Raw genomic sequence first — 17,661 nt, forward strand, 5'->3', positions numbered from 1 at the left:
ATTACCAATGACGCGGCAAACTAAAAAAAAGAAAGATCATGTTGTTTTGTCCATCGACATCGGCGGAAGCCATGTGAAGATCCTCTCCAGCACTGGCGGGGTAAAAAAGAAGGCAGATAGTGGAAAAAACATGTCGGCCGCAGACATGGTTGCCGCGGTTAAGACCCTGGCGGAAGGCATGTCCTATGATGTGATTGCGATGGGATTTCCGGGTCCCGTCGCGGACAATAAACCCATTCGGGAGCCCGCCAACCTCGGTGAGGGCTGGGTGGGGTTTGACTATGCAGGCGCATTTGGCTGCCCTGTTCGCATCGTCAACGACGCCCTGATGCAGGCGCTGGGTTCCTATCAGGGCGGACGCATGCTGTTCCTCGGTCTTGGCACGGGACTAGGGGCTGCGATGATCATCGAAAACGTCGCTCAGCCCATGGAGATCGCTCACTTACCTTATCGCAAAGGCAATAGCTACGAACACTACGTAGGTGAAGCCTACCGGGTAAAAAAGGGGAACAAAAAATGGCAGGCGCGGGTTTTTGACGTGGTGGAAATGCTGACCACCGCGTTGCAGCCTGACTACGTGGTTTTAGGCGGAGGAAACGTAGATGAACTTGACTCACTCCCGCCAAAGTGCCGGAAAGGCGACAACACACTGGCATTCGAGGGGGGATTTCGTCTCTGGAACGATCCGAGATTAATTACTTGATTTCAACGCGTTGATTCGATGGGAAATATTTTCCTGAATCACGAATAGCCTTTTTTCTGGCGGAGCAGCAGCAACCATCCTGGTTCAGCCCGCCTGAAAAAAATGCCCCCATCCTCCTCCACAGACGCGCATCTTATGGACACAACAGAAGCAAAAAAGCGGGGGCGCTATGCGCGCCATAACTCCATCATGCGTTCCCCCTTGCCAAACCCTTATAGACATGGGGATTCGTATTGAGCGGGAGCCAAACCCAAACGTCATTGTCAGGCTCATCACCCGGCTTCATCACGCCCTGATGACATCTCCCGAGCTCATTGACAGACCAGGTGTGCGCCGGAAAACGTCGGAGACCTGCGCCAGCGCTATCCTTTCAGCGGCCTCCTTAGCCCTGAAACCGGCAAGGTGTTTGAATTTATGTTCGACGGGATCAATACCTTTACACCCCGCCATCTGGCGTTTTTTACCTCCGACCTCCATTCTGCGTTTCAGACCGCGTTAGCCGGGAAAGCGGGTGTGGACAGTGAACGCCTTCGCGCAGCCATTGATGAATCAAGCGAACACCTTTTTACGGCAGCAGGGTATGAGCCTGACATCTTTGCGGAAAAATTCCTGCCGCTGGTGCAGGCAAACTAACTGAGATGAACAGCATGAGCGCGATTTATTACGTACTGGCTTTTGCAGCAGGTCTGGGTATTACCCTGCAGACAACATTGAACAGCCAGCTTGCAAAAGGGCTCGAGGGCGACCCGGTCACCGCCGCGTTGTTTTCCTTTACGGCCGGAGCGTTGAGCCTAGGCGTTTACTCTCTGCTACGTGGAGGGGTTTTCACCGCCCTTGCTGCCATCCCTTCACAGCCTCTGTGGAGTCTGGCGAGCGGACAGATCGGTGCCTGTGCGTTATTCAGCTATGTGGTACTTGCACCAAAAATCGGTTTTTCAGCCCCGCTCGGGTTGGCGATTGTCGCTCATCACAGGTGATCGACCATTTTGGTCTGCTGGGCGCCATATGACGGCCGGTTTCGCTCATCAAGATGGGTGGCGTGTTGGTCATGCTGACCGGGCTCGGCATCATGCTTTTTAGCGACCGGCTTACCGAGCATTTTCTGTATTAACCAAGCGACACTGCTGGTTAGGGACGTATGTCCAGTCGCAGACGTGCCTGACCTTCAGTTCGTTCACCCTCGCAACTTTTATCCTCCTGGAGAAATAACATATTTTCAGTAGCAGCCCATGTCAGCAATTTGCTGGGCGAGTGCCCCTCTGGTCCCAAAGAACACGCAGACTTTACTGGACAGATATTGATGCTTGCCTTTCAGGAAGAGACCGGCGAAGTCATGCGCTGGCCTCTGCCTGAACGCCTCGGATGGATTGTCCACAACTGATTTATATGTTGCGCTCTCAAGGGGGCTGAATCTGTTACGATCTTCTTCGGTCGTGATGAGTTCTCACTATAATAACTCTCCATAGACTGCCCCTAAACGATCGAACCTTAGTGTTTATAAGGTCCGCTTCTGGCACAGAGCGGACGGTCAGCGCTGAATAATATCGACATTGTGATTTTGTCCATCATCCCGCAAAGGAATGCTGTCATCCGGCAGGAGCGTGCCATCCATAGTCACTCGAGGTTCACCGTCGTGACGAGAAATCCTAATGTAATACTGACTGCCCCCGTGTTGATAGGTCAGGCTGATCGAAGGCCAGTCATCAGGTAAGTGAGTGCGAATAACCAGCGTTCCTCCGTGCCGTTTTATTCCGAGTAACTCTTCAGTCACCAGACGGTAGGCCCAGCCTGCGGAACCGGTGTACCAGCTCCATCCGGCACGGCCGGTATGAGGTGCAACGCTGTACACATCTGCACTCATCACATAGGGCTCCGCCTTGTAGATGTTAACGCCTTCAGTCTGCAGCGTGTGGTTTACCGGATTGATCATTGACCATAGTTGCCACGCTCGCGCTTTTTGTCCCATCCGGGCAAACGCCATGACCGCCCAGATGGCGCCATGCGTGTACTGCCCGCCGTTTTCCCTCACACCCGGAAGATAACCCTGTATGTAACCGGGATTAGGACCATGACCATCAAACGGTGGCGTTAGCAACTTGATCAATCCTGCATCGTTATCCACCAGATAGCTGTCGAGTGACTTCATAGCCTGCGCACTGCGCACTGGATCAGCTGCGCCGGACAAAACGGACCAGCTTTGTGCAATCGCATCGATCCAGCACGCCTGCGATTCTCTTGTCCCCAGCGGCGTACCATCGTCAAAGTAGCCGCGGAGATACCATGCACCATCCCAGGCGTAAGATTCGAGATTTTTTTGCAGGCTCAGCGCTTCTGAATAGCACAATGCTGCCACGCGTTCATCCTGGCGCTGTTCAGCCAGCGCCGCAAAGCGTTGCAAAATATCGTAGAGGAAAAAGCCGAGCCAGACGCTTTCACCTTTGCCTTCAATACCGACCAGATTCATCCCGTCATTCCAGTCACCTGCCCCCATTAGCGGCAGGCCGTGCTGGCCGAAGTTTAGCCCCCGCTCAATCGCTTTTACGCAGTGCTGCCACAACGTCTCTTCGAGGTGGCTGATAACCGGCGTATCATAAACTGATTCTTCGCCGGGCTTGAGCGGACGCCCTTCAAGATAGGGAATCTGCTGCGCCAGCACGCCAGTATCTCCCGTTGTATCCACATAGTGACAAACCGCAAGCGGAAGCCACAGGTAGTCATCCGAACAGCGGGTTCGCACGCCATTACCCTGCGGAGGATGCCACCAGTGTTGCACATCCCCCTCAATAAACTGCCGTGAGGCACACAGCAGGATCTGGCTGCGCAGTCGCTCCGGTGCAACGTGGCTCAGCGCCAGCGTATCCTGCAACTGATCGCGGAAACCAAATGCCCCACCGGACTGATAGTAGCCGCTGCGCGCCATGATGCGACAGGCTAATGTCTGGTACAGCAGCCAGCCGTTTACCAGCAAATCAACGCTGCTGTCGGGCGTCTGCACAACGACCTTATCAAGCACGTTGTGCCAGAAATGGTGAACCTGATTCAGCGCCTGACGCGCATGATCCTCATGCAGAAAACGGGCAAGCGTTTCCTGTGCCTGTGCCGGGTTATCGGCCACGCCGAGGACAAAAACATATGTTTTCTGGTCACCGTCAATAAGGGAGGTTGTCGACTGTAGCGCGGCACAGGGATCAAGCCCGGCTCCCGTTTTACCCGAGAGTCTGCGAAGCGTCATGGCGGCCGGGGCGCGCAGTGAGCCATTACGCCCGATAAACTCGCGGCGGTCGCCCGTTACCGTACTCTGAGGATCGTTAACGGCGAAAAAGGCGGTGCGTTCCCCGCCATTAGCACCGTAGAAGTTATTGGCCATGACCGCACTTCCCCCCGCGAGGCCGGGCGAATGCGTGATGATATGCGCAGCAGAGTGGTTGCGCGTTGCCCCAAGTGTCCATTCCACGTAGCCGGTGACAGACAATTTGCGTGTACGGCCCGAATGGTTGCTGAGCTTCAGTATTGCAAGCTTAACCGGCGCCTGCTCGTCCACCAGGACTGTCAGTTCGCTGTCCAGTCCATTTTCACGGTGGGCAAACACGCTGTAACCAAAACCGTGGCGGGTAAGATAATCGCCCTGACCGCGCACGGGCAGGGTCATGGGTGACCAGCATGCGCCGCTTTCTTCATCACGCAGATAGAATGCCTCCCCGCTACGATCGCTTACCGGATCGTTTTCCCACGGCGTTAAGCGATATTCGTGCGCATTTTCGAACCAGCTGTAGGCCTGGCCTGCTTCAGAAATCACGCTGCCAAAGTTCTCGTTTGCCAGCACGTTTGACCAGGGCGCTGGCGTCGGTTGGTTTTCTCTCAGCAGGATCTGATACTCGCGACCGTCCTGAGAAAAGCCACCGTATCCGTTGAAATGGCGCAACAGGTGAGTTTCCGGTATCCAGTCGGCGTGATGATTGCTCTCTGACGTCACCGAGGGCACAAAAGGCCTGACGCGTTTTTTTGTCGCATGAATACGCTGGTTAAGTTGTTCATTGATGCCGTCAGCGCGATCGTCCAGGCTCAGACAGGCCACGCTCATCAGCAACTGCTTGTCTTCGGCAGACAAATGCTCACCGTTACGGACAAAAATCCCCCCGGGTTTATCTAACAGGCTGGCTTCAGAACCGGCATAGATTAAATCCATAATCTGCGTCTGCAGCGCCTGCTGGTAGCCTCCAGGGCTGTTATTAAGAATCACCAGATCCACCTCCAGCCCTTTCAGTCGCCAGTAGCGATGTGCCTGAATCAGCGTGGTGACAGAAGCAATTTTTTCCTCGCTGGTCAGGCTGATCAGCACAATCGGCAAATCACCTGAGATCCCCCAACCCCACAGGCCCGACTGACCACGTCGGTTTCGGCTAATGGCCTGTTCGTCACCGCGCAGTTCCTGACAGGGATAAAGTACCGCGCTGGCGAGGCGGTTGAACAAAGTTGCGTCATCTTCGCTGGCATTCATCTGCCGTAACACAACCAGACTGTGGGACCAGGCCAGTTCAAACACACGATCGGCGATAGGATGATCGCGGTATTTTTCCATCAGCGCGAGGCTTTGCTGACGGTTTTCGCTGACGCCAAAAACGATATCAATGGTCACCGGCTGTCCGGGCTGGAGCGTAATCGCGTGGCGTATCGACAGTATCGGATCCAGCACGGCACCGGACGTGTTACTGAGCGGTCCGTTCATGCTGACCGCCTGGGCATCAGCCGGGCTTTTTCCCCGGCCGATGAATCCCGCTCTGTCGGTGTCGAATGAAACGTTCTCTGAACAATCGCCATGCACCACCATCATATGAAACAGATACGGGCTCTGTTCATCCGGCGAGCGTGCACGCCGGTGGCACAAAATGGCATCATGCCTGGGATCGGCTTCCGTCTGAATAAACAGGTTGCTGAACGCCGGGTGCGCCTGATCGCTGATGTCCGAGGCAAGCACCACTTCAGCATAGGTCGTCAGCTCGAGTGTTCGTGGGCTTCGGCCTCGATGCATCAGGGTGACACGACGCAGTTCGATGTCATCTTCCGGTGAGACCACAACCCGGGTTTTCACGCTGAGCGAGCCGAGCACGCGCCTGAACTCGGCCCCCGCATCGGTAAAGATGATTTCATCGCTGATGTCCGCACTGGCCCCCAGAGGGTGACAGGTATTGCTCCACACCTCGTCAGTGAGCGGATCCCGGATATAGCAGAACGTTCCCCAGTTATCACGGGTGCTGTCGCTGCGCCAGCGTGTCAATGCGATGTTGTTCCAGCGACTGTATCCCCCACCGCCTGGCGTTATCATTAGATGGTAATGCCCGTTGGACAATAATTGTATCTCGGGGGTCGGCGTATCCGCATGCATGAAGATTCGCGGTTCATAGCGCACAGGCTTAATTCTTCCCTCATGGGACTCAAAATGACGACGCGGGCTGTAGAGTTCAACCTCATCGGGTACGCGCTCCTGTAACAGCAAGCTGGCCGATCTGAACGCCGGACTCGACATGAATCGCCCGGCCATAGGGGCATCAAGCAGCAGATGCCCCAGCGCCTGGAAAGCCATGCCCTGATGGTGCGCCATCCAGGATTGAACAACCAGGAAAAGCTGCCCGGTTGCCAGTCGCGATGGCGTATAGTCCAACGCTTCATAAAAACCATATTCGCCGCGCGCGCCGTTTTCCTGCAGCCTGAGCAGATTGTCGCAGGCCTTTTGCGGTGAAACCAACAGCGCCAGCAGCGTGGCATAAGGGGCTACCACCATATCGTCGGCGAGACCGCGCCGGAGACCAAGGCCGGGTACGCCAAATGCCTGATACTGATAATTATGTTGAACATCAAACGCATGGTAGCCAGACTCAGAGACGCCCCACGGCACGCCACGCTCTTTGCCCCAGTTTATCTGCCTGATTACCGCAGATTTGCTCATCTCATCCAGCAGACTGCCGTGCCAGGTTGGCATCACCAGATTCGGCATCAGATATTCAAACATTGAACCGCTCCAGGACATCAGGGCAGTTTCATGATCGATGGTGGTAAACAGTCGGCCAAGTGCATACCAGCTTTTAAGCGGCAGCTGATTCGTCGCAATAGCGACAAAACTGGTCAGGCGGATTTCTGAAGGCAAAAGATCGTAGTGGCTTTTATCCAGCGTGTTGGTATCGCAGTTGTAGCCCACACTTAGCATGCTGGTAGCCGTGTTATACAGAAACGTAAAATCCATTCGCGCATGGTCAGCGAGACGTTGTTCAAGTTCGCTGATAATCGCCAGTCGCCGCCGGGCCTGGGTCATAACGGCTGTCGGCGCGATAACCGCTTCAAGGGTGATTCCGCCAGCCAGCTCACTCAGCGTAGGCAGGGCCTGTGCATGATATGTCACCGGTAGCCAGCCAAGCAGCGTCGTCCATTCATCACAAAGCTGCTGCAGTTGACTGACCAGATGCGCCGTCCAGCGCACCACCACGCGGCTTTCCTCCTGAGACAGCCGGGCCAGTTCGTTGCCGTGCACCTGCATTTTTTTGAGTTCGCTTAACAACTGCCCTGAAGGTAACGATGCAGCATTAAGGCACTGCGTGCGCAGCACGCCCAGGCTGGCTGGCGCGTTATGGCCCCAATATTTTTCCAGCACATGCAGAGTATCATTCAGCCCCTCCAGTAGGCGTACGCCGTTGAAAACGGGCTGATGACGCATGGCTGACAGCCCTTCGCGCAGTGTCAGTAAGTGGCCGGCCATATTGCCGCTGTCAACGCTGGAAACATAACGCGGGCTGAGTGGCGCAAGCGTGCGGGTGTCATACCAGTTATACAAATGTCCCCGGTAATGCTCCATCTTATCCAGCGTGTCGAGCGTCTGCGTGATGCGCTGCAGGACATCCGCGCCAGAGAGATAACCGAAATCCCAGGCCGTAAGGTTCGCCAGCAAGGACAGTCCGATATTGGTGGGTGACGTGCGATGCGCGATTTTTGGCTCCGGGATTTCCTGATAATTGTCCGGGGGAAGCCAGTTTTCCTGCGCCGTCGCGAAGGTCTCGAAAAACGCCCAGATTTCTCTGCTGGTCTGACGCAGAAGTCGTTTCTGTTGCGGGTCAGGCAGAAACGCCTTACGCGCTGGCGGGCGGCTCAGTCCACTCAATAATAGCGGTGCCAGGCACCATGACAGGCTGATGATCAGGGCCAGGGTCAGCCATTGTGGCGCCAGTAGCAGCGTCAGAAGCGTGAGTGCCGCACCACAAGCCACATTCAGCCACATTACCCGATAAAAACGAAAGGCAGAAAGTTGGGACTGAAGGCTGTCCGGACTGTGGCTGGGCCATTGCGTCAGGTTGCGCTGGCTGATGCCAAGGCGCCAGAGCGTTACGGCGATCGCATACAGCGAATAGCCCGCCTCATGGGGCAATAAAATAAAATTGAGTCCGATCCGAGAAAGTCGCTTCAGTGCCCCCGCCGTAACCAGCACCAGATGTTGCCTCAGAGGACGACGATGCGGCTTGTTGGCAAGATCGATAAGGATACAGAGCGCAGCAGGCAGCAGCCAGACCAGGGCCAGAACGCCCAGCCAGTATCCCGGATTCGGCACCCACAGCAGCGCGCTAAACTGCAGCACCAGTAATGCGGGGGCGACCAGGCTGCGGCGCAGGTTATCAAACAGCTTCCAGCGAGAGAGCGCTGACAATGGGTTTTTATCCCGCGTCCCATCCGCTTTTCGGACCCGCAGCTTAAGCCAGTTAAGCAGTTGCCAGTCGCCACGGATCCAGCGCGTACGGCGTGCGACGTCGGACAGATAGTTGTTCGGGTACTGCTCGTAGAGTAAGACCTCGCTCAGCAGCCCGGCGCGGGCATAGCATCCTTCCAGAAGATCGTGACTGAGCACCAGATTTTCCGGGCAGGTGTTGGCCGTGGCCTGGACAAAAATATCCACGTCGTAAATTCCCTTGCCGACGAAGGAGCCTTCTTCAAACAGATCCTGATAGATATCTGAAGACATCATGGAATAAGGGTTATTACCCGGTACGCTGCTGCGCATCGCGGCATAGCGGCCCTGACCGTTACGCGGCATCTCTTCTGCCAGCCCCGGTTGTAAAATACCGTATCCTTTGACGACCCGCTGACATCGTGGATCGTATTCCGGCTTGTTCAACGGATGCGCCATCGTTGCGACCAGCTTATGCGCGGTATCACGTGGCAGGAGCGTGTCGCTGTCCAGCGTGATGACATACTTAATCTGTCCGGGTAAGCGGTTCGCGGGCATGCCCGCAACGCTGGAAAATTGCGTGTCTGGATGACGTAACCAGCTGTTCAGCAACGCCAGCTTGCCCCGTTTGCGTTCATAACCCATCCAGATCCCCTGCGATGCATTCCATTCAGGCGAGCGGTGGAGCAAATAAAAGCGCTGATGGCGGCAAGGATAGCGCAGGTTAAGCCGGTGCATTTCTGACATCGCCTGACTAAACAGTGCGCGTTGTTCATCCGTACTTTCAGTCGCCGCGTCAGCAAAATCGGTAAGAAGCGCGAAACAGAGGTTATCGTCCTGGTTGCCAAGCCAGCACACTTCAAGGCTTGTGAGGAGCGTGCTGAAGCCGGCGTGACTCGTCAGCATGCAGGGGATCGCCACCAGCGTGGAGTATGTCACCGGAATCCCGTCAGAAAAGTCCATTCGTGGCAGCGGTCGGGGAGTCCGAAAGCGGGTCGTCGCTTCACTGAGTATATCGCTGACCAACTGACTCAACGCCACAATCAAAGGTAAAGCCAGCAGTAACAACCACCAGGCCATGCCCAGACTCGCTGTGTCATACAATATTGCGGCGGTGGCCGCCGTGGTTAACAGGCTCATGCTACCAAGCCAGGATAACAGAGGATATCTGTTGAGACTGTGCCGCAAGCGTTTGAGGCCAGAGCTCGCCACCGACAAATGGTGATCTAACTGACGCCGCCCTTCTCCCATCAGATAATATCCAATGTGATGAGAGGGCATGCCCGGTTGGGTTGATGCTGACAACGCCAGTATGCGGCTTGCCACGTCGGGCTCACTGAGCTGACTTTCCCGGGCCAGAATCTCAATCACATGGCGATAATGATCGCGGGTATCAAAATGCATACAGGAATATATGCCCGCCGGATCGCGACGTAACGTCTGCTCAACCACACTAATGTTCTCGGCGAAATCAGCCCAGTTGGTTTCATTGAGCAGGCGTAACCCGGCAATACTGTTGCTGACGGAAAGTTGACTGGCCGCAAGCTGTTGGTTGAAGCGATGGATCAGTAACTCGGTTGTGAGGCCTTGCTCGGCAAGGCGTTGTTCTACCCAGCCCAAGGGTAATGCCAGCGCATTCCCCTGCCCGTGCAGACGACGAACCATTTCCGCGACAAAGGCACTGCTCAGTGGCGGCCGGGAACGCGCCATGTCGGCGATCACCAGAATGAGGTCAGCTGGCGCATGTTCGGCGCAGTCGGTCATCCGCGTTATCCAGCTGTCAGCAAGGCTGCGTTCCTGCTGAGCCTGAACCACCTCAATACTGACCCGACGCAGATTTTCAATCAGCGCCAGTCGCAACATACCGGGCAACGCCCAGACTTCCCCTAACGTCAGCGGCGTGACCTGCTGGTAGGCGCCGATGTAGCTGGTCAGACTGGCGGTGTCCCAGCGTCCGTCACCATGCGCAACCGCCTCGGTAGCAATATCATAGATACGCGGACAAGGGTGCGGAGACGCGAGTGAAGGAAGACCTTTGCCAAAGCTGGTCGGCAAGTGCTGGCGGACGTTGCGAATTTGCTCCTCAATCAGGTAGTAGTTGTCCAGCAACCACTCCCCAGCGGGCATAATGCTGGTTTTTTTACCGGCGTTAAGGGTGTAACAGTTTTGTGTAATAACGGCTTCGTTATCACTTAATCGTTTTAGCAGGTAGTACGGCATCTTGTCCGGCGACAATTTATGCGTATGCGCCAGCTTTTGACCATAACGCTCAAGCTGAGGCGTTGAGAACAGCTCCGGGCGCGGAGTGTTTTCCCCCATAGGGTCATTGGAAGAAAACGATGCGCGCCCTGGCGCTTTTGTCATGATACGGGCGCGGCGAAACCATGCCCCAGGATTTATTTTCATAGTCTTGCTCTCATGCGACATTAACGCGCAGGAGCAGTTGAGAAATCAGTTCAGAAACGTTCTCTCAGGATGGGCGTAAGGCATCAGGGATTTATCAGCTGCAGGTCCAGGTCTTTACGGTATAACAGGGAAGATCGTCGGATCTGAAAGTCAGGTGCTAACGTGGAGAGACAAAGAGAGATTTACATCCCGGACAAAGCATAGCCTGTTTCAGGCGAATCTTTGAGGCAGGCTGGGAGGAACTTAAACCGCAGGCAGGACAGACTACCGTGGACGGAGCACTCATGAACTTCCTGGCGTAATCGAGAAGAGACATGGTGGTTACCCTTTAGAGGAATGAAACTCATACTATCACAGTTGATTAATTTCCAATCGATTTGTTTCGTTGTTACCTGCCTGCAAGTGAGCAGTTACATAAAGTGGGAGGATTATTTAATTTTGCCCTTGGAAAAAGGCGTCACTTTCATACTTTTTCTAAAAAAATATTATTGCTAAAAACCTCAGTTTTTTACTCACTGTCAAAAAAAAGTGCTTGCGACGGTTATTTATGCCCTGTTTTTAAGCGCTTCCGAGAGTATCAACGCTCTAAACAATCAGGGGTGAGGCTCCTTTAAGAACTGATGACCCGCCACACCCGGTTTACTGTAGCAGCAGACATCCAGATTTACTTCTGCGATCCTCAATCCCCTGGCAACATGGCTCAAATGGAAATACGAACAGGATGCTCAGACAATATTTTCCAAAGGGAACTGACTTATCGGTTCACAGCCAGCAAAGACTAAACAGCGTTGCCAGACAGCTCAACGAAAGGCCGAGAAAAACGCCAGACTATGAATCACCCGCAGAAGGGTTCAATAAATGTGTTGCATCTATCGGTTGAACTCACAGCACAAAGCGGACGTTTTAATCTGAATTAACCCCTGCAGTGAGAGCCGTGTTTCGTATGGCGCTTAAGCGGCATGACGGCGCCAGAGGACGTAAAAGATGGCGCAGATGATGAACGGCCCCTTACGCCCGACGTAGTCGGCTACAGCCATATAAATCGTGACATTCCCTACCTTTCTTTAAACAGCCCTGCAGGCTTTCAGCAATGAAGAAACGCAGGTAACCCGGATGAGCGTGCTTTCGCCGCGAAAGGCGCAATTGCCGGGTTACGAAGCGTCAACTTCCTGCTGACGCTTCGGGGAGTTAAGGATTCTTAGAGTAAAAATTGCGGTACCCGTTAAGGTAGATAACCTGTCACGTTGCAAACGTATGAGAAGACGTTCAAGGATGTTGGACGTGCATTCCGCCGCGCGCGGCGGACCGTTATTTTTTGAGCCGAATGTGCTCCAGCCCCAGCAAAACGTTATTGATGTCGTTATCACTCAGATGCTGGACATTTAGCTGCTGATGTAGCTGAGCTAAATCGCCTTTGGTAAAACCACCCTGCGACAGCTGCTGGTTGATGGCTTGCAAAATCTGTCCGTCTAACAGATTAATCTGCTGGCGCAACTCTGCCAGATCTTTGGCGGGTGGGACGGCATGCGGAGCACTCAACCAGTCTGCCAGGTAACGATACTGAATCGCTTTACTTGCATCCATCAGTCCCTGGAAAAAAGCGGTCACAGACTGTGGATCGAGGCCAGCTTTTGCCGATTTCTCTTTGGCTTCGGCTAACACATCCTGTTCCCGAGCCAGGTCTTCAATCGGCTTATTGTGCGTTTTTTTGAAGGCTGCAACATCCTTCATTAACAGCATTCTCTCATGCAGTGCCCGAGAGAGTAGTGAAACGGGTTCTGACGCTGGCGCGGCGGCGGCAGAGCCGCAGAAAATTAATGCAGCAAGAAGAAAGGTCATATATTGCATGTTTGGTTAGCCTGTTTCCAAATAGTTGAAAAAGATTAATCAGATTAAACGTACCTCTCAGGGAGCGAGTTTCATAGAAATATTATTTAATCTCTGTAATTAACTAATACAAATTATAACTAGAATGTTAATCACTAAGCTGGCGATGTTAAGAGAAAGTAACGTATTTTTTCTGCGAATTTAAGTTTCAGGGGTGATTATCAAATCTTTAAGATGTTAATAAATACCCGCCGGAAGGCAGATCAACCAACTTATTGATTTTAAAATCTTTTATTCTTGGTAAGGATTTTTAAATTTTATATTTTTTCTGGTTTCAAATGTAAAAAAAAGTCAGCAAAAAACCTGCTTAAATTATTCGCCCCCTAACTATTATGGGCTTAACTGTTAATACTAAACCATAAAAAAGTCGTAAAACAGCGCCTAAACAGACTGATGTCACAGTTGTGAATTTATATTTCAAATTGTCTTTAAAGTTTTCATGGTGGTAGTCGATAAGTTTCATTAAGCAGTGTGGGGTTAATACAGGCTGCAAAACACGCTTTCTTTTTCCTTCCTGTCAGGGTGAAATTATGTTTATTACACGTACGTTTTCCGATATGAAAATAGGAAAAAAGCTGGGGTTGAGTTTTGGCGTGCTTATCGTTGCGACCCTCGCGATAGCGCTTCTGGCCTTCAAAGGTTTCCAGAGCATTAAAGAGAATTCAGCAAAACAAGACGTTACCGTCAACATGGTCAATACACTCAGTAAAGCGCGCATGAACCGTTTACTGTATCAGTACACGAAAGACGAGCAGTATGCTCAGGTCAACGCCCGCGCACTCAACGAATTAAGCGCCCATTTTGACACGTTAAAGAAATTTGACTGGAACGCTCAGGGTGAACAACAGCTTGACGTTCTGGGGAGCGCGTTACAAAGCTATCAAACCCTGCGCCAGGCATTCTATCTCGCCTCCAAAAAGACCTTTGCGGCTTCTGCGGTTATTCAGGGTAACGATCTGCTCACGCTTGGGCAAAGTCTTGATGGGGTGAATATTCCCGCTCAGCCAGAGGCAATGCTGCAGGTATTACGCTTAGCCTCATTACTGAAGGAGGTCGCCGGTGACGTCGAGCGCTTTATTGACAAGCCCACTGAAGCCAGTAAAGTCGAAATTTACGGTAATATTACGTTCATTGAGCAGATCCGAACTCAGCTTTCGGCGCTCGCCATTCCTGAGATCCAGACGGTCCTTAATACGCAAAAAACGGATCTGACGCAATTAAAGCAGGCTTTCACGGACTATATGACTGCCGTGGGTGCAGAGGCCGCTGCCTCTTCACAACTCAGTGCAGTGGCCGAAAAGTTAAATACATCTGTGGCTGAGCTCTTTGACTACCAGGCATCTGAATCTACCAGCGCTCTACTTAACGCTGAACGTCAGATCGCCGTCGTTGCCGCATTGTGTATCCTGCTCAGCCTGTTGGTTGCCTGGCGTATTACGCGCGCCATTACGGTACCGCTGAAAGAAACGTTGAGCGTGGCTCAGCGCATCTCTGAAGGCGACCTTACCGCCACGCTTTCAACCACGCGGCGCGACGAACTGGGCCAGTTGATGCAGGCGGTCAGCGTGATGAACGAAAGTCTGCAAAACATCATCACCAACGTGCGCGACGGAGTGAACAGTGTGGCGCGTGCCTCTTCTGAGATCGCCGCCGGTAATATGGACTTGTCATCGCGCACTGAGCAGCAGTCTGCCGCCGTGGTGCAAACCGCTGCCAGTATGGAAGAGTTAACTTCCACCGTTAAGCAAAATGCTGAAAACGCGCACCATGCCAGCCAGCTTGCAACGGAAGCATCGGCGAATGCCGGACGGGGCGGTGACATCATTCGTAACGTAGTCACCACCATGCAAGGCATTACAACCAGCTCAGGTAAAATTGGCGAAATCATCAGCGTAATCAATGGAATATCTTTCCAGACAAATATTCTGGCGCTGAACGCAGCTGTTGAAGCGGCACGGGCGGGCGAGCAAGGTCGGGGTTTTGCAGTTGTCGCCGGCGAAGTCAGAAATCTTGCGCAGCGCAGTTCTGTGGCGGCGAAGGAAATCGAGACGCTGATCCGTGATTCACTGCATCGTGTTAACGAAGGGTCCACGCTGGTCGATCAGGCGGGATCGACGATGGATGAAATAGTCTTGTCCGTCACGCAGGTGAAGGACATCATGAGCGAAATCGCGGCGGCTTCCGATGAGCAAAACCGCGGCATATCACAAATTGCTCAGGCAATGACAGAAATGGATACCACAACACAACAAAACGCCGCACTGGTTGAAGAGTCTTCAGCCGCCGCCAGCTCGCTGGAGTCTCAGGCAGAAGAGCTGGAAAAAACGGTCGCCGTGTTCCGTTTGCCCGCGAACAAGAGTGGAATGGCCGTTAGCCACAGCACAGCAAAATCTGTGACCAAAGCGCCTGTCTCTCTTCGTCAGCCCAATCCAGCCGAGGGTAACTGGGAAACGTTCTGACTGTGATGATAAAAAACGCCGGCATAATGCCGGCGTTTGTGTTTGATACGCATCAACGCGGTTCACCAACCCTGCCCCTGCTCTTTCGGCATAGCCAGACGTTAACTGCCTGACATGGCTCAGAGCGAAACCGTGCTTTCAGCTCGTTTTTCCTGGCTTGACGCACAGACAAAGTAAACCCACCAGGATCAGAAATACCCCCGCCATCGCGCCCGCATGGAACGGCTCTGCAAACAGCGGCAGGCTGATCGCCAGCAACCACACCAGCACGTAGCTGATGCTCAGTAGCGGATAAGCCCGGCTCAGCGGCAGGTGGCGCAGTGCTAAAAACCAACTCACCATCGAGCAGGCATACGCCGTTAATCCACCACACAGCACCAGCAGCGGTAGCCAGTAAAGCGCGTATTGCGTTATCAACATCGGCAGCGCGGGCAACTGGTGCATTGCCCAGCGCAGCATCAGCTGGGCCAGCGTCACCAGTAAGACGCTGCACAGTGCCAGCAGGTAGCCTCTCATGCGTAACTCCCTATGATGGCCACGCCCACCACAATCAGTACGGTGCCCATCCACTGCCAGCGGGTCATTCTTTCCTGCCAGACAAAGCGCGCGGCCAGCGCGACCAGGATGAAATTAATACTCAGCATTGGATAAGCCAGGCTGACGGGCAACCGCTGCAGCACTAACAGCCAGACGACCATCCCCAGCGCCAGCAGCGCCAGGCTGGCAACCAGCCAGCCTGTAAGTCGTGCCCGGTTGGTCTGACGCGCCGCCTGCTTTTGGCAGAGCTGACCGGCACAGGTAAGCAGACTGGTCAGCAGGACCAACAACAAACTCATCACTCATCAGCCTGGTTATATTGCAGCAAAAGCATCCGACCGTTACGGTAAACAGCATCCGCAGGCGGTAAGTCTGTTGGCGTCGCTTCTCCACGATCCAGCATTAAAATCAATGAGACATTGCCCGCTTTACGATGTGCCTTAAGCCACTGCGGGAAATCTTCGCTGCTGACATAGGAGGAATGCGCATCAGGGAAGCTGAGGCCATATTGCAGTTCGCCTTTTTGACTGTATGCAATGATATCGCTACGCTGCAACGTCCAGGCAATCGCAGAAGAGACGCCTGAATTATCGCTTAATATGTAGCGGCTATTGGCAAGGCTGCTTTCAATGCTGCGAATAAACACCTGAGGTTGCTTCGTGTTTTCAACGCCCTCAGGAATGCCCGAACCCACACAGAGTGCCAGAGCCAGCGGGCATAGTGCCGCTGCCAGCCAACGACTTTGTGGCGATTTCAGGCTGAAAAGCCCCGCAATTGCCCAGCCAGCAAAGGACAACACGGCCATAGACAGCGCCAGCAACTGATGCGGTCCATAGAGTGGTCGATGACTCAAACCCCAGGGCGCAAATACGGCTAATAACGCAATAATACAGGCCGTACCGAATACGATATTTATCCACGCATTGATGGTAAAGACTCGCGTGTTCTGGCGGGCTTTTTGCCAGGCATAGCTGGCCATCAGCAAGGCCAACGGCGCAAAGCAGGGCAGGATATACGTTGGCAGTTTGCCCTTTGCGATACTGAAAAACAGCAGAGGAATGACCACCCAGCTCAGGAGATAAAGCGCACCGGGAGACTGTTTGCGTTCGCGCCAGCCCGACCGCAATGCGCCAGGCAGCAGCGCCAGCCAGGGAAGCGCACCGGCGATCAGGACGGGCACGTAATACCAGAAAGGCGCTTTGTGTTGGGCATTCTCTTCTGCAAAACGCTGAATATGCTCGACCCAGAAAAAGTAATGCCAGAAGTCAGGTTGCTGCTGCTGAATCGCGATCGCCCAGGGCGCACTGATTAATGCCGCGCTGACGATGGCAAGCGGGCCAAAAATAACCAGCTCGCGGAAACGCTGGTGCCAGATGGCCCAAGGCAGGATCGCTATCACCGGTACGGCAAGAGCCAGAAAACCTTTGGTCATAAAGCCCATACCGCAGGCCAGCCCTAACAGCAGATAACGCACGACCCTTTGCGGGTTAGTTTGTGCCTCACTGGCATACCAGTAGCTGCACATGGCGGCCACCATCCACAATGTCAGCATCGGGTCCAGCACCGCGTAACTTCCGACGCCGTAAACCAGCAGCGAGGTTAAAAAGATCACGCTGGCCGTTAGCGCCACGCTGCGCTGCGCAAAAATACGGCAGCCCAGCCAGAAAATCAGCACTGCGCTCATCAACGTTGAAAAGACCGAACCAATCCTGACCGCAAAGTTATTGTGGCCAAAAATGGCCTGACCTACGGTGTTGAACCAGTATCCGGCTATCGGTTTTTCAAAATAACGCAGACCGAAGAAATGCGGCGTAATCCAGTTACCGTTTTGCAGCATTTCCCGGCTGATTTCGGCATAACGTGTTTCGTCAGGTTGCCAGAGATTACGGAACTCCAGAGGGACTAAATAATAGAGGATAAAAAGTGAAACCAGTAATAGGGTCTTTTTGGTGGCAGTCATGGTG

General features: G+C 53.6%; 9 protein-coding genes and 3 pseudogenes. 6 read left to right on the plus strand and 6 right to left on the minus strand.

Annotation, left to right across the window (positions count from 1 at the left end; genetic code table 11):
• The first annotated feature begins 7 nt into the window (after positions 1-7).
• The 4 genes and pseudogenes from EL29_RS21880 to EL29_RS23245 all read left to right on the plus strand — a co-directional run.
• Positions 8-703 carry an ROK family protein gene (locus EL29_RS21880; RefSeq protein WP_013027850.1) on the plus strand — a complete coding sequence of 232 codons (696 nt, stop codon included), beginning with the start codon at positions 8-10 and terminating at the stop codon, positions 701-703.
• Between the two features lie 414 nt (positions 704-1,117).
• Complete coding sequence (locus EL29_RS23495; RefSeq protein ID WP_029571509.1) at positions 1,118-1,336, plus strand: hypothetical protein; 219 nt, start codon at positions 1,118-1,120, stop codon at positions 1,334-1,336.
• Positions 1,337-1,350: 14 nt separating this feature from the next.
• Positions 1,351-1,814 (plus strand): annotated as a pseudogene (locus tag EL29_RS21890) (DMT family transporter).
• Between the two features lie 99 nt (positions 1,815-1,913).
• Positions 1,914-2,066 (plus strand): annotated as a pseudogene (locus EL29_RS23245) (SMP-30/gluconolactonase/LRE family protein); the annotation flags it as partial.
• A 165-nt stretch (positions 2,067-2,231) separates the two neighbouring features.
• On the opposite strand, the gene EL29_RS21895 reads toward EL29_RS23245, so the two are convergent.
• A complete protein-coding gene (locus EL29_RS21895; RefSeq protein ID WP_028716037.1) occupies positions 2,232-10,814 on the minus strand; it encodes a glycoside hydrolase family 94 protein in 8,583 nt (2,860 codons plus the stop codon).
• Positions 10,815-10,971: 157 nt separating this feature from the next.
• Positions 10,972-11,130, minus strand: coding sequence for a YnfU family zinc-binding protein (locus tag EL29_RS23250; protein WP_217267919.1), 159 nt, complete (start codon positions 11,128-11,130; stop codon positions 10,972-10,974).
• A gap of 304 nt (positions 11,131-11,434) precedes the next feature.
• Here EL29_RS23250 and EL29_RS21900 point away from each other — a divergent pair.
• Positions 11,435-11,694: pseudogene (locus EL29_RS21900) on the plus strand (IS30 family transposase); the annotation flags it as partial.
• Positions 11,695-12,122: 428 nt separating this feature from the next.
• Here the strand turns inward: EL29_RS21900 and EL29_RS21905 are convergent.
• Positions 12,123-12,662 carry a chorismate mutase gene (locus tag EL29_RS21905; RefSeq protein WP_013027843.1) on the minus strand — a complete coding sequence of 180 codons (540 nt, stop codon included), beginning with the start codon at positions 12,660-12,662 and terminating at the stop codon, positions 12,123-12,125.
• A 569-nt stretch (positions 12,663-13,231) separates the two neighbouring features.
• Here EL29_RS21905 and EL29_RS21910 point away from each other — a divergent pair.
• Positions 13,232-15,160 (plus strand): methyl-accepting chemotaxis protein, encoded by a 1,929-nt coding sequence (locus tag EL29_RS21910; protein WP_028716038.1) that lies wholly within the window; start codon positions 13,232-13,234, stop codon positions 15,158-15,160.
• A gap of 138 nt (positions 15,161-15,298) precedes the next feature.
• Here EL29_RS21910 and arnF read toward each other — a convergent pair whose 3' ends face one another.
• Genes arnF through arnT form a run of 3 tightly spaced genes read right to left on the minus strand, consistent with a single transcriptional unit; the run spans position 15,299 to position 17,657 of the window.
• A complete protein-coding gene (arnF, locus tag EL29_RS21915) occupies positions 15,299-15,676 on the minus strand; it encodes a 4-amino-4-deoxy-L-arabinose-phosphoundecaprenol flippase subunit ArnF (RefSeq protein ID WP_013027841.1) in 378 nt (125 codons plus the stop codon).
• Complete coding sequence (gene arnE / locus EL29_RS21920; protein WP_014333104.1) at positions 15,673-15,996, minus strand: 4-amino-4-deoxy-L-arabinose-phosphoundecaprenol flippase subunit ArnE; 324 nt, start codon at positions 15,994-15,996, stop codon at positions 15,673-15,675. Before arnE ends, arnF begins: the two co-directional genes overlap by 4 nt.
• Positions 15,996-17,657 (minus strand): lipid IV(A) 4-amino-4-deoxy-L-arabinosyltransferase, encoded by a 1,662-nt coding sequence (arnT, locus tag EL29_RS21925; RefSeq protein ID WP_014598156.1) that lies wholly within the window; start codon positions 17,655-17,657, stop codon positions 15,996-15,998. The genes arnE and arnT overlap by 1 nt, the downstream gene beginning before the upstream one ends.
• Positions 17,658-17,661 lie beyond the last annotated feature (4 nt).

The organism is Pantoea ananatis LMG 2665, assembly GCF_000710035.2.
Classification (GTDB): Bacteria; Pseudomonadota; Gammaproteobacteria; order Enterobacterales; family Enterobacteriaceae; genus Pantoea; species Pantoea ananatis.

Excerpts from the sequence above, each read along its gene's own strand:
- EL29_RS21880 (WP_013027850.1), top strand. The coding sequence starts at position 8 with ATGACGCGGCAAACTAAAAAAAAGAAAGATCATGTTGTTTTGTCCATC.
- EL29_RS23495 (WP_029571509.1), top strand. The coding sequence starts at position 1,118 with ATGTTCGACGGGATCAATACCTTTACACCCCGCCATCTGGCGTTTTTT.
- EL29_RS21895 (WP_028716037.1), bottom strand. The coding sequence starts at position 10,814 with ATGAAAATAAATCCTGGGGCATGGTTTCGCCGCGCCCGTATCATGACA.
- EL29_RS23250 (WP_217267919.1), bottom strand. The coding sequence starts at position 11,130 with ATGTCTCTTCTCGATTACGCCAGGAAGTTCATGAGTGCTCCGTCCACG.
- EL29_RS21905 (WP_013027843.1), bottom strand. The coding sequence starts at position 12,662 with ATGCAATATATGACCTTTCTTCTTGCTGCATTAATTTTCTGCGGCTCT.
- EL29_RS21910 (WP_028716038.1), top strand. The coding sequence starts at position 13,232 with ATGTTTATTACACGTACGTTTTCCGATATGAAAATAGGAAAAAAGCTG.
- arnF (WP_013027841.1), bottom strand. The coding sequence starts at position 15,676 with ATGAGAGGCTACCTGCTGGCACTGTGCAGCGTCTTACTGGTGACGCTG.
- arnE (WP_014333104.1), bottom strand. The coding sequence starts at position 15,996 with ATGAGTTTGTTGTTGGTCCTGCTGACCAGTCTGCTTACCTGTGCCGGT.
- arnT (WP_014598156.1), bottom strand. The coding sequence starts at position 17,657 with ATGACTGCCACCAAAAAGACCCTATTACTGGTTTCACTTTTTATCCTC.